This is a genomic window from Citrobacter sp. Cpo089 (genome assembly GCF_030332695.1).
GTDB lineage: Bacteria > Pseudomonadota > Gammaproteobacteria > Enterobacterales > Enterobacteriaceae > Citrobacter > Citrobacter portucalensis.
On sequence record NZ_JAOWHJ010000066.1, the window covers coordinates 23953 to 36303 of the forward strand.

Genomic DNA, 12351 nt, shown 5'->3' on the forward strand with positions numbered 1-12351 from the left:
AAAGCGGATGTATGATTTTGTGATTATTGGCGGCGGCATTATCGGCATGTCGACCGCCATGCAATTGATTGATGTCTATCCGGACGCCAAAATCGCGCTACTGGAAAAAGAGCCCGGCCCGGCCTGCCACCAGACGGGCCATAACAGCGGCGTCATTCACGCCGGGGTCTATTACACCCCCGGCAGCCTGAAGGCTCAGTTTTGCCTGGCCGGAAATCGCGCCACAAAAGCCTTTTGCGACCAAAACGGTATCCGCTACGACGTCTGCGGAAAAATGCTGGTTGCCACCTCCGCTCTGGAAATGGAGCGCATGCGCGCGCTTTGGGATCGTACCGCCGCTAACGGTCTGGAGCGCGAATGGCTGAATGCGCAGGAACTTCGCGAGCGTGAACCCAATATCACCGGACTGGGCGGCATTTTTGTCCCGTCGAGCGGGATTGTCAGCTACCGCGAAGTCACCGCCGCGATGGCGAAAATTTTCCAGGCCAAAGGCGGTGAGATTATTTACAACGCCGAGGTCAGCGCGCTGAAAGAGCATGCTGCGGGCGTGATTGTCCGTACCCGTCAGGGCCAGGAATATGAAGGCGCGACGTTGATTAGCTGTTCTGGCCTGATGGCGGACCGACTTGTAAAAATGCTCGGCGTTGAACCTGGCTTTATCATCTGTCCGTTCCGGGGCGAATATTTCCGCCTGGCGCCAGAACATAATCAGATAGTTAACCATTTGATCTACCCCATCCCCGACCCGGCGATGCCGTTTCTCGGCGTTCATCTGACCCGGATGATTGACGGCAGCGTCACCGTCGGCCCCAACGCGGTACTGGCATTTAAACGTGAAGGCTACCGTAAACGTGACTTCTCGCTCAGCGATACGCTGGAGATCCTCGGCTCTTCTGGTATTCGCCGCGTGCTGCAAAACAACCTGCGCTCAGGGCTTGGCGAAATGAAGAATTCGCTGTGCAAAAGCGGTTATCTGCGGCTGGTACAAAAGTACTGCCCGAGCCTGACGCTCAAGGATCTGCAACCGTGGCCTGCGGGCGTACGGGCACAGGCGGTATCACCTGATGGCAAGCTTATCGACGATTTTCTGTTTGTCACCACGCCACGCTCAATTCACACCTGTAACGCCCCTTCTCCGGCGGCAACGTCGGCGATCCCTATCGGCGCACATATTGTCAGCAAAGTTCATGCGCTGCTGGAGAACCAGAGTAATCCCGGACGCACGCTGCGTGCGGCACGTAGCGTGGAGACATTACACGCCGCATTTACCCGTTAAACCGATTAAGACAGGAAGCAATCATGCAACTTAACGATCCAACCTTATTTCGCCAGCAGGCACTGATCGACGGCAACTGGCGTGACGCCAACAGCGGCGAGACCATCGCGGTAACCAATCCCGCCAACGGTCAGCAATTGGGTAGCGTACCTAAAATGGGGGCAGATGAAACCCGCGAAGCGATTAACGCCGCTAACCGCGCCTTACCGGCCTGGCGTGCGCTGACCGCCAAAGAGCGAGCCAATATCCTGCGCCGCTGGTTCAACCTGATGATTGAGCATCAGGACGATCTCGCCCACCTGATGACCCTGGAACAGGGTAAACCGCTGGCGGAGGCCAAAGGCGAAATCACCTATGCCGCCTCATTTATTGAGTGGTTTGCCGAAGAGGGCAAACGCATCTATGGCGATACGATCCCTGGTCATCAGGCCGATAAGCGTCTGATCGTCATCAAGCAGCCGATCGGCGTTACCGCCGCGATTACGCCGTGGAACTTCCCCTCAGCGATGATCACCCGTAAAGCCGGTCCGGCGCTGGCAGCTGGCTGTACGATGGTGCTTAAACCCGCCAGCCAGACCCCTTACTCCGCACTGGCGCTGGCAGAACTGGCTAATCGCGCCGGGATCCCGGCAGGCGTTTTCAGCGTAGTGACCGGTTCTGCAAGCGAGGTTGGTAACGAGCTGACCGGCAACCCGCTGGTGCGCAAGCTGTCATTTACCGGCTCGACCGAAATCGGCCGTCAGTTAATGCAGCAGTGCGCCAAAGACATCAAAAAAGTATCGCTGGAGCTGGGCGGCAATGCGCCGTTTATCGTCTTTGACGATGCCGATCTTGATAAAGCCGTGGAGGGCGCGCTGGCATCGAAGTTCCGTAACGCTGGTCAAACCTGCGTCTGCGCCAACCGCCTGTACGTGCAGGACGGCGTGTATGAGCGCTTTGCTGAAAAACTCCAGCAGGCGGTGAGCAAGCTGCATCTCGGCGATGGTCTGCAACCTGACGTCACCACCGGACCGCTGATCGACGAGAAAGCGGTTGCCAAAGTGCAGGAACACATCGCCGATGCTCTGGATAAAGGCGCGCGCATTATCACGGGCGGCAAGCCTCACGCGCTGGGCGGTAACTTCTTCCAGCCCACCATCCTGGTGGATGTGCCAGATAACGCGAAGGTCGCCAAAGAAGAAACGTTCGGACCACTGGCTCCGCTGTTTCGTTTTAAAGACGAAGCTGACGTCATCGCTCAGGCCAACGACACTGAGTTTGGTCTGGCCGCCTATTTCTACGCCCGTGATTTAAGCCGCGTCTTCCGCGTTGGCGAAGCGCTGGAGTACGGCATCGTCGGGATTAACACCGGCATTATCTCCAACGAAGTCGCCCCGTTTGGGGGGATAAAAGCCTCCGGTCTTGGCCGTGAAGGATCGAAATACGGCATCGAAGACTACTTAGAAATCAAATATATGTGCATCGGCCTTTAATAAAACAAATACTGGAGAACACCTGATGAGCACCAACAAAGAACTTATGCAACGTCGCAGCAACGCCGTTCCCCGTGGCGTAGGCCAGATCCACCCTATTTTTGCCGAGCGGGCAGAAAACTGTCGGGTTTGGGACGTTGAAGGCCGTGAATTCCTCGACTTTGCTGGCGGTATTGCGGTGCTGAACACCGGTCACCTGCATCCGCAGATCGTCTCTGCGGTAGAAGCGCAGTTGAAAAAGCTGTCTCATACCTGTTTCCAGGTGCTGGCCTATGAGCCGTACCTGGAGCTGTGTGAAATCATGAATAAGAAAGTGCCGGGTGATTTCGCCAAGAAAACCCTGCTGGTGACCACCGGCTCTGAAGCGGTGGAAAACGCGGTGAAAATCGCCCGCGCCGCCACCAAGCGTACGGGGACTATCGCCTTTAGCGGCGCTTACCACGGTCGTACCCACTACACCCTGTCACTGACCGGGAAAGTCAATCCGTACTCCGCCGGAATGGGGCTGATGCCGGGCCACGTGTATCGTGCGCTTTATCCTTGCCCGCTGCACGGCATCAGTGAAGATGATGCTATCGCCAGCATTCACCGCATTTTCAAAAACGATGCCGCGCCAGAAGACGTCGCCGCCATCGTGATTGAACCCGTTCAAGGCGAAGGCGGTTTTTACGCGGCCTCTCCTTCCTTTATGCAACGGCTGCGCGCCATTTGTGACGAACACGGGATCATGCTGATTGCCGATGAAGTACAGAGCGGTGCGGGTCGCACCGGTACGCTGTTTGCCATGGAGCAGATGGGCGTTGCACCCGATCTCACCACCTTCGCCAAATCCATCGCCGGAGGCTTCCCGCTGGCGGGCGTGACCGGACGCGCCGAAGTCATGGACGCAATCCCACCGGGCGGTCTGGGCGGCACCTATGCCGGTAACCCAATTGCCTGTGCCGCCGCGCTGGCGGTACTGAACATTTTCGAACAGGAAAATCTGCTGCAAAAAGCCAACGAGCTGGGGCAAACCCTGCGCGAAGGCCTGCTGGCTATCGCGGAAACCCATCGCGAGATTGGCGACGTACGCGGGCTGGGCGCGATGATTGCTATCGAACTGTTCGAAAACGGCGATCGCACGAAACCAGACGCCAAACTGACTGCGGAAGTGGTGGCGCGTGCACGCGAGAAAGGACTGATCCTGCTCTCCTGCGGACCTTACTACAACGTGCTGCGCATTCTTGTCCCGCTGACCATTGAAGATGCGCAAATCCGCCAGGGGCTGGACATTATCGCCCAGTGTTTTGCCGAGGCAAAGCAGGGTTAACCCCCCGAATAAAAACGTGAAATTGTAGGCCGGATAAAGCGCAAGCGCTGCCATCCGGCAATGTTGTGATGCCCGGTGGCGCTACGCTTACCGGGCCTACGGGTAAGGTGCAGGAAGCGACGTCAATAACAATAACGAGGTTTAAAGATGGGGCAAGTGTCACAATCACATGATTTAGGGGGCGGGCTGAAATCACGCCACGTCACCATGCTGTCTATTGCCGGGGTAATCGGCGCAAGTTTGTTCGTCGGTTCAAGCGTGGCGATTGCAGAAGCCGGTCCCGCAGTATTATTAGCCTATCTGTTCGCCGGATTGCTGGTGGTGATGATTATGCGCATGCTGGCCGAAATGGCCGTTGCCACCCCGGATACCGGTTCTTTTTCCACTTACGCCGATAAGGCCATCGGGCCGTGGGCAGGTTATACCATCGGCTGGTTGTACTGGTGGTTCTGGGTGTTAGTTATCCCTCTGGAAGCGAATATTGCCGCCATCATTCTGCACTCCTGGGTACCGGGCATTCCTATCTGGCTGTTTTCTCTGGTTATCACGCTGGCGTTAACCGGCAGTAACTTGCTGAGCGTTAAAAATTACGGTGAATTCGAGTTCTGGCTGGCGCTGTGCAAAGTGGTTGCCATTCTGGCGTTTATTACCCTCGGTGCGGCGGCGATTAGCGGTTTCTACCCTTATGCCGAAGTTAGCGGAGTTTCACGCCTGTGGGATCAGGGCGGCTTTATGCCCAACGGTTTTGGCGCCGTGATCAGCGCGATGTTAATCACCATGTTCTCCTTTATGGGCGCGGAGATAGTTACCATCGCCGCCGCCGAATCCGATACCCCGGATAAACATATCGTTCGCGCCACCAACTCGGTTATCTGGCGTATCTCTATCTTCTATCTGTGCTCTATTTTTGTGGTGGTGGCGCTGATCCCGTGGAATATGCCGGGCCTGAAAGAAGTCGGTTCTTACCGCTCGGTGCTGGAGCTACTGCATATCCCGCACGCGAAATTGATCATGGACTGCGTCATTTTACTGTCGGTGACCAGCTGTCTTAACTCCGCGCTGTATACGTCATCGCGTATGCTCTACTCCCTGAGCCGCCGTGGCGATGCCCCCGCCTTTATGGGTAAAACGAACCGCAGCAAAACGCCTTATGTGGCGGTGTTACTGTCGACAGGTGCCGCGTTCCTCACCGTCATCGTCAATTATTACGCCCCGGCCAAGGTATTTAAATTCCTGATCGACAGCTCCGGTGCCATCGCGCTGCTGGTGTATCTGGTCATTGCCGTTTCTCAACTGCGGATGCGCAAAATCCTGCTGGCGCGAGGCGGTGAAATTAAACTGAAAATGTGGCTCTATCCGTGGCTTACCTGGCTGGTCATCGCGTTTATTATCTTTGTGCTGGTGGTCATGCTGTTTCGCCCGGCACAACAGCTGGAAGTTATCTCTACCGGGTTGTTAGCCATAGGAATTATTTGCACCGTGCCCATTATGTCACGCTGGAAAAAACTGCTATCGTGGCAAAAAGCACCATTGCAAAATACGCATTAAACCTGTTCCCGGCTCAGGCCGGGAAATCCTTTCAGGAGTATGACCATGACCGCCATTCCCCAACCGACGGCCATTGATGGATACCGCTGGCTGAAGAACGACATCATCCGCGGTGTGTATCAGCCTGATGAAAAACTGCGTATGAGCCTGCTAACCTCACGCTATGAGCTAGGTGTGGGACCGCTGCGCGAAGCGCTTTCGCAGTTAGTTGCTGAGCGGTTAGTGACGGTGGTTAATCAGAAAGGGTATCGTGTCGCCCCGATGTCAGAGCAGGAGTTGCTCGATATTTTCGATGCCCGCGCCAATATGGAAGCCATGCTGGTCGCGCTGGCCATTGAACGCGGCGACGACGCCTGGGAAGCTGAAATTCTGGCGCGCGCACATATGCTCAGTAAGCTTGAGGCCATTGACGCCAGCGAACAGATGCTCGACGAGTGGGATCAGCGCCACCAGGCGTTTCACTCGGCGATTGTCGCCGGCTGTGGTTCACAATATCTGCTGCAAATGCGTGAACGGCTGTTTTCTCTGGCGGCGCGCTACCGGTTTATCTGGCTGCGTAAAACGGTACTGTCGGTTGAAATGCTGGAAGACAAACACGATCAGCACAAGACGCTGACCGAAGCGATTCTGGCACGTGATGCCGCGCGCGCCAGCGAATTAATGCGCCAGCACTTGCTGACGCCGATTCCGATAATTCAACAGGCTATGTCCGGTAAATTGCTGACGCAATAAGCCTGAATAATATTACTGTTCCGGAATACGTAAAACCTGCCCAGGATAGATTTTATCCGGGCTTTTCAGCATTGGTTTATTCGCTTCAAATATCTGGTTATACAGGTTGGCATTACCGTAAACCTGTTTGGCAATAGCGCTCAGGGTATCCCCAGATTTCACGGTATAAAACTGGCTTTCGCTCGCGGGAGCAGAGGTTTTAACCTGATCGTCTACGCTGGCGATACCGGAGATATTACCAATCGCGATCAGAATTTTTTCTTTCGCTTCCTGACTTAATCCCTCACCAGAAACAGTGGCTTTGCCTTCGTTAATTTGCACGTCCACTTTATCCGCATCAGGGATGCCGGTTTTGTTCAGGTGTTCCTGCACTTTTTTTGCCAGATCGGCTGTGTCATGGTTTCCAGTGACCGCATCCCACAGTTTTTCACCTGCATCTTTTACAAAATTGAAGAGTCCCATATCCACCTCGGTAATTTACAATCAACACCCAAAAGTGTAGCAGAGGAGAAAGGGGCACAAAGAAAACGGCGCCAAAGCGCCGTAGTAGAAAGGAATTAGTTACGCGTCTGTATCCAGAAGGCATGGATCAAACCAGGAATGTAGCCCAGCAGCGTCAGAACGATATTGAGGATAAATGCCCAGCCGAATCCCTTCCCCAGCAGCACGCCAAGCGGGGGCAGAATAATAGTAAAAACGATTCTCCAGAAACCCATACACACTCCCTACAAGCAAAAGTTAATCATTGTTTAAAAAGAGATTTTATCTCTAAGAGTAGCCATTCTACCCAACTCTGCCAGCATTCCGCGGCTGTTTTACCCTCCTTTACGCTCTTTACGCTGGCGTACGTTGGTTACTTATTTTAGAATACGCTTAATTTAGATCATGCTTAAATACATATGACTGAACTTGAACAACTCCAGGCCAGCGCTGAACAGGCTGCCGCCCTGCTAAAAGCGATGAGTAACCCGAAACGGTTGCTGATTTTGTGCATGCTCTGTGGTTCACCCGGTACCAGCGCGGGTGAGTTAGCCCGTGTTACCGGCCTTAGCCCTTCCGCCACATCCCAGCATCTGTCGCGTATGCGTGAAGAAGGTCTGATAGAAAGCCAGCGCGATGCTCAGCGCATCCTCTACTCCATTAAAAATGCGGCTGTGAATTCGTTGATCGCCACATTAAAAACACTGTATTGCCCATAAGGAGCCATCATGACTATTGGGATGATTTCCCCACGCGGGGCGCAGACACTGGTCGCGCAGGGTGCAAAACTGATTGATATCCGCGATGCTGACGAGTATCTGCACGAGCATATTCCTGAGGCACATCTGGCGCCGTTACCTACCCTTGAGCAGGGATCGCTGCCTGCGAATTTACGCGCCGAGCAGGTGATTTTTCACTGCCAGTCAGGCAAACGTACACAAAATGCGGCAACAAAACTGAGCGCCATCGCCGCACCCGCGCAGGTCTGGTTGCTGGAAGGTGGAATTGACGGCTGGAAAGCCGCAGGGTTGCCGGTGGCGAAAGACAGTTCACAACCGTTACCGCTGATGCGTCAGGTGCAGATAGCCGCAGGTAGCCTTGCCCTACTCGGCGTTATTCTGGGCTATAGCGTTAGCAGCGCCTTCTTCCTGCTGAGCGGTTTTGTAGGCGCCGGGCTGATTCTCGCTGGCATGACCGGCTTTTGCGGTATGGCGCGATTACTGGACATCATGCCCTGGAACCGACGTACTCATTAAGCGGTAATCATTGAAACAGCACTGTACCCGCCGGTTGACGTGATCTATGGTGAGTTCTGCGATAAATGATAAATAAAGGAGCGCAACAATATGTTTAAACCTGGCGATCTGGTTCAACCGCGTATGGGCGGTCCAAAACTGAAGGTTGTTGAAGTCAATGACGATCAAATTGTGGCGGTACAAGCCAGTAATGAAAGCGGTGATAAATTTACGCTGAAAGCAGCTGATGTCACGCGATATACCGAAGAGGGTGATTTCGGCGTTTGCTGAAAATAAGCGGTGAGGATCTCCTCACCGCCTTCGCAATTAGATCAAAAAGTCATCAAGAGATTTACCGGCAGCCAGCGCCTGGGCAATTGGCTTCGGTGTGCGACCTTGTCCGGTCCATGTTTTCGTTTCACCATTGAGATCGATAAAACGATATTTCGCCGGGCGCGGTTGGCGTTTTTTAACTGAACGTGCCGTCGCAGGTGTTATGCTCAGCAGCTCCTCTGGGCTGATCCCGTCTGCCTGCATCTGCGCCAGCAAGGCATTAATTTTTGCCTGCTGTTCTGCACGTTGGCGCTGTAGCTGTTCTTCTTCATCGCGCCGTTCTTTGGTCACTACCCTGAATTTTTCAAGCATATCTTCCAGTACATCAACGGAAAATTCACGAGCCATTGCACGCAGCGAGCGGATATTATTTAAGTTTTTTAACATTGAACTCATATTAACAAAACCTCTTTAACGTAAAACATAAAAACGGTATTACGCTAAATATTGTATGCAACTGATTATTATATTTCCAGTCTAATTTATTCGTTTATCATTAAACAAATAGCCAACTATGATATTTATAGCATCCATTCTGCTATCGCCCAGACAATATATTCTATTACCCTGATTGCAGCTTTGAATATACCTGCAAGGTATCTCAGCGCGTCACTTAAGAAACAAGCCACAGCATCTCGTGGAACCAACGAGTATACATATTGCACATCAGTCAACATTCAGAAAAGGAGCGCAAAAAATCCAGAAAAACAAGCAACAATAACTCTTTGATCTAAAAAGACTTTAATTAACGCAGCAACGAAAACACCAAAACGAACAAAAAACAAACCATTGCAGAGCATTTTATCGACAAAAAGACAATAAATAAAAATTTTCAGCTAGTTGCTAGTTATTATCCAGGCAGATATCCTATTAAAACGCGAAAGCAGCAAGACAAATCACTAGCAGTTAAGGTATTCAAAACCTTTTTTCCCCTTTCTACAAGGAGCATTAACATGTTCTCTCCGCAGTCACGCTTGCGTCATGCAGTAGCAGACACGTTCGCGATGGTTGTTTATTGTTCTGTCGTGAACATGTTGATCGAAATATTCCTTTCTGGAATGAGCTTCGAACAGTCGCTGTATTCCAGATTAGTCGCTATCCCTGTCAACATACTGATCGCGTGGCCATACGGCATGTATCGTGATTTGTTCATGCGCGCGGCCCGTAAAGCCACGCAGGCAGGATGGGCAAAAAATCTGGCGGATGTGCTGGCTTATGTCACCTTCCAGTCGCCGGTGTATGTGATTATTCTGCTGACGGTTGGCGCAGACTGGCATCAGATTACAGCTGCAGTAAGTTCGAACATCGTGGTGTCAATGCTGATGGGCGCTGTCTATGGCTACTTTCTTGATTATTGCCGCCGCTTGTTTAAGGTCAGCAGTTATCATCAGGCTAAAGCCTGACACGCTTCTTCGCGACTGGCACTGCCAGTCGCGTTATTAGTTAGAATTAACGTCGCCAAACAGCCCGCTCAGATAACGTTCAAGCGCAATACGCGAGCTAAAGCCGTGCGGAATACCATAATGCTCATGAGTCTCTCCGGCTAAATACAGCGGGAATTGCTGGTAATGATCGCAAGTTTTAATATCCGTTGCCGGTTCCGCCAGCGAAGAGCTACGTTCTTTCAACGTGGGATGGATAATTAATGCGGTACGCCCCATGCGAGCTTCACGATTAACATACACATAATTTTCGCCACGCCGATAGCCGTACGTTTTCTGCGTCACTACATCAACGGTAAAGCCCACTTTTTCAAGTACGCGCGCCACCTCATCAGGTCGTAAATACATATTATTTTCCTCGTTATCTTTTACTGCGGGCTTACCTTACCTGATTCAGCATTAACAACGCTTTCAGAAAAGTCCATAAACGAGTGAACACGATGAGATGAATATCTTAAGAACCGTACAGATTTATGTCAGCGCCAACCTCAGTTGGTAGGCCGCCTGTTGCGCCATTTCCGCCGAGCTGATATTGGTAAATGACAGCAATATTCCACCCTTTCCTTCTGACGTTATTCGCCAGCGGCTTAGCGCCTGAACCGCTAACCCGGCCTGATTCGCTTTGCGCACCAGCGCAATATCATCTCCGTCTACACTCATCACCAGTTGAATCCCACCTTCCTGAGGAATGACGCTAAACCCTTGTTTAGTCAGGGCGTTTTCCATCCATTGTCGTCGCTGAGCATAATGCTGGCGCATACGTTTTAAGTGCCGCCAGAAGTGGCCGTCTTGCATAAAATCTGCCAGCGTTTGCTGCCATAAAACCGGAACGCTACAGGCCGTTAGCGCCGCCTGCTGACGAAAATAATCGACCTGAGTCGGAGGCACCACCAGCCATGCCGTACGCAAAGCCGGAAACATCGATTTGCTGAACGTTCCGGCATAAATCACCCGCTGAGGCGCATCCAGACTTTTTAGCGGCGGCAACGGCTTACCGTGGTAACGAAATTCACTGTCATAGTCATCTTCGATTACCCACGCCTGCACGCGAGTCGCCCACTCCAGCAACTGGTGGCGACGGTCCAAAGACAGTGCTACCCCCAGTGGGCTTTGATGTGCGGGAGTGAGCAGTACAAAACGCGCCTGCGGGTAGTCACGGATCCCGGCGCTGACATCCAGACCATCGGCATCCACCGCTACCGGCATCAACTCAATGCGTTCCTGAGCCACCACGGGCCGGATCAGCGGAAAACCGGGATCTTCGACCCACATTCCCTCACCGGGATGCGCCAGAGCGCGCAGGATTAACGTCATTGATGCCGCATAGCCTGAAGTGATAAAAATCTGTTCTGGCTGGCATTCAATACTGCGTGAAACGCGCAGGTAATCAACAATTGCCTGGCGTAACACCCTTTCGCCACATACATCGCCCACCGCCAGATCAAAACGCGTTTGGGTGCGTAAACGCCGTCCCATCACCCGTGCCCAGACTTCACGCGGAAAAAGATCGAGTGCGGGTAATCCCATCTGAAAAGGTTGCGGTCTGGGATTTTCTCCGGCGAAGATGGCAGGCGATGCAGGCGCCCTTTCTGGTCGCAGTTGCTCACTGACAAACGTTCCTGCCTGCCCACGCCGCGCGAGCCAGCCCTGCGCCACCAGCTCTGCATAGGCATTTTCCACCGTCGAGCGTGATACTCCCAGCTCCTGGGCCCAGGTCCGGCTGGAGGGCAATCTGGTGCCAGGCTTGAGTTCGCCTTTCTCAATTGCGTTTTTTAACTGACGGGCGATTTGCTGATAACGTGGCATTTATGGTCTGCTTTTTTGGCAACAATATGGCTCTCTGTTGCAGTCCATTATAGTGCTACATTGCGGGTCATCCAAACGAGGAGAAATACCATGACGACAATGTTACGCCAGCCCTATTACGAACTCAGTCCTGAAATCTATAACGCTCTGGTTCAGGCAAGCCAAGCGCTGGAAAACTGCGCGCTGGAACCTACGTTGACGGAACTGATTTACCTGCGGGTCTCGCAAATCAACGGCTGCGCCTTTTGTCTGGAAATGCACAGTAAAGCACTGCGCAAATCCGGTGTTGCGCAGGCCAAACTGGACGCACTGGCAGGCTGGCGGGTGAGTCACCACTTCAGCGAGCAGGAACGTGCGGCGCTGGCGTGGGCCGAATCGGTCACCCAGATTGCCACTACTCACGCCGAAGATGACGTTTATCTGCCGCTGCTAGACCATTTCAGCGCGAAAGAAATTAGCGACCTGACATTTGCCATTAGCCTGATGAACTGCTTTAACCGTCTGGCGGTGGGGATGCGCATGTGATTCTGCGCTGCCGGATGGCGACATAAATGCCTTATCCGGCCCGGGAAGTACTTTCCTGTAGGCCGGATTAGACGCGACGCGTCGCCATCCGGCAACCTGCGATGGTACATATCACTTCCCCCGCCACGCTCATCACCCAGCTCATCATCAATCTAAAATTCCCATATCTTGTATGGTTGAATCTTTTTAAAAC

The 12351-nt window shown here is 52.9% G+C and carries 15 protein-coding genes; 10 read left to right on the plus strand and 5 right to left on the minus strand.

Going from position 1 to position 12351, the window contains the following annotated elements; all coding sequences use genetic code 11:
- Nucleotides 1-7 precede the first annotated feature (7 nt).
- From lhgD to csiR, 5 genes are all read left to right on the plus strand, one after another.
- Nucleotides 8-1276, plus strand: a complete 1269-nt coding sequence (gene lhgD, locus OGX92_RS15360) for an L-2-hydroxyglutarate dehydrogenase (protein WP_003826017.1) — start codon at nt 8-10, stop codon at nt 1274-1276.
- A 23-nt stretch (nt 1277-1299) separates the two neighbouring features.
- Complete coding sequence (gabD, locus tag OGX92_RS15365; RefSeq protein WP_267385957.1) at nt 1300-2748, plus strand: NADP-dependent succinate-semialdehyde dehydrogenase; 1449 nt, start codon at nt 1300-1302, stop codon at nt 2746-2748.
- A 25-nt stretch (nt 2749-2773) separates the two neighbouring features.
- Nucleotides 2774-4057, plus strand: coding sequence for a 4-aminobutyrate--2-oxoglutarate transaminase (gene gabT, locus OGX92_RS15370; protein WP_063940988.1), 1284 nt, complete (start codon nt 2774-2776; stop codon nt 4055-4057).
- 147 nt (nt 4058-4204) lie between these two features.
- A complete protein-coding gene (gene gabP / locus OGX92_RS15375; protein WP_032944690.1) occupies nt 4205-5605 on the plus strand; it encodes a GABA permease in 1401 nt (466 codons plus the stop codon).
- A 45-nt stretch (nt 5606-5650) separates the two neighbouring features.
- Nucleotides 5651-6337, plus strand: a complete 687-nt coding sequence (gene csiR / locus OGX92_RS15380) for a DNA-binding transcriptional regulator CsiR (RefSeq protein WP_020996289.1) — start codon at nt 5651-5653, stop codon at nt 6335-6337.
- A gap of 12 nt (nt 6338-6349) precedes the next feature.
- Here the strand turns inward: csiR and lysM are convergent, their stop codons facing one another.
- Together lysM and OGX92_RS15390 are read right to left on the minus strand one after the other, a co-directional pair.
- Nucleotides 6350-6799 carry a peptidoglycan-binding protein LysM gene (gene lysM, locus OGX92_RS15385; RefSeq protein ID WP_063940987.1) on the minus strand — a complete coding sequence of 150 codons (450 nt, stop codon included), beginning with the start codon at nt 6797-6799 and terminating at the stop codon, nt 6350-6352.
- Nucleotides 6800-6894: 95 nt separating this feature from the next.
- On the minus strand, nt 6895-7053 hold the full coding sequence (locus OGX92_RS15390) for a YqaE/Pmp3 family membrane protein (RefSeq protein ID WP_003037242.1): 159 nt from the start codon (nt 7051-7053) through the stop codon (nt 6895-6897).
- 183 nt (nt 7054-7236) lie between these two features.
- Between OGX92_RS15390 and OGX92_RS15395 the strand changes: the two genes are divergently transcribed.
- The 3 genes from OGX92_RS15395 (at nt 7237) to OGX92_RS15405 (ending at nt 8343) form a co-directional block, all read left to right on the plus strand.
- Entirely contained in the window at nt 7237-7536 is a 300-nt protein-coding gene (locus OGX92_RS15395) for an ArsR/SmtB family transcription factor (protein ID WP_193134564.1), read from the plus strand.
- A 9-nt stretch (nt 7537-7545) separates the two neighbouring features.
- A complete protein-coding gene (locus OGX92_RS15400; protein ID WP_286586752.1) occupies nt 7546-8073 on the plus strand; it encodes a rhodanese family protein in 528 nt (175 codons plus the stop codon).
- 90 nt (nt 8074-8163) lie between these two features.
- On the plus strand, nt 8164-8343 hold the full coding sequence (locus tag OGX92_RS15405) for a GDFGVC terminal motif YodC-like protein (protein ID WP_003825999.1): 180 nt from the start codon (nt 8164-8166) through the stop codon (nt 8341-8343).
- A 36-nt stretch (nt 8344-8379) separates the two neighbouring features.
- Here the strand turns inward: OGX92_RS15405 and stpA are convergent, their stop codons facing one another.
- A complete protein-coding gene (gene stpA / locus OGX92_RS15410) occupies nt 8380-8781 on the minus strand; it encodes a DNA-binding protein StpA (RefSeq protein ID WP_008785604.1) in 402 nt (133 codons plus the stop codon).
- A gap of 557 nt (nt 8782-9338) precedes the next feature.
- On the opposite strand from stpA, the gene alaE reads away from it, so the two are divergent.
- A complete protein-coding gene (gene alaE, locus OGX92_RS15415; RefSeq protein ID WP_003037259.1) occupies nt 9339-9788 on the plus strand; it encodes an L-alanine exporter AlaE in 450 nt (149 codons plus the stop codon).
- Between the two features lie 36 nt (nt 9789-9824).
- On the opposite strand, the gene OGX92_RS15420 is transcribed toward alaE, so the two are convergent.
- Nucleotides 9825-10175, minus strand: a complete 351-nt coding sequence (locus OGX92_RS15420; protein ID WP_003037262.1) for a DUF2002 family protein — start codon at nt 10173-10175, stop codon at nt 9825-9827.
- A gap of 123 nt (nt 10176-10298) precedes the next feature.
- Nucleotides 10299-11633, minus strand: coding sequence for a MocR-like pyridoxine biosynthesis transcription factor PdxR (gene pdxR, locus OGX92_RS15425; protein ID WP_267441197.1), 1335 nt, complete (start codon nt 11631-11633; stop codon nt 10299-10301).
- Between the two features lie 90 nt (nt 11634-11723).
- Here pdxR and OGX92_RS15430 point away from each other — a divergent pair, with 90 nt between their 5' ends.
- Nucleotides 11724-12158, plus strand: a complete 435-nt coding sequence (locus tag OGX92_RS15430) for a carboxymuconolactone decarboxylase family protein (RefSeq protein ID WP_286586754.1) — start codon at nt 11724-11726, stop codon at nt 12156-12158.
- Nucleotides 12159-12351 lie beyond the last annotated feature (193 nt).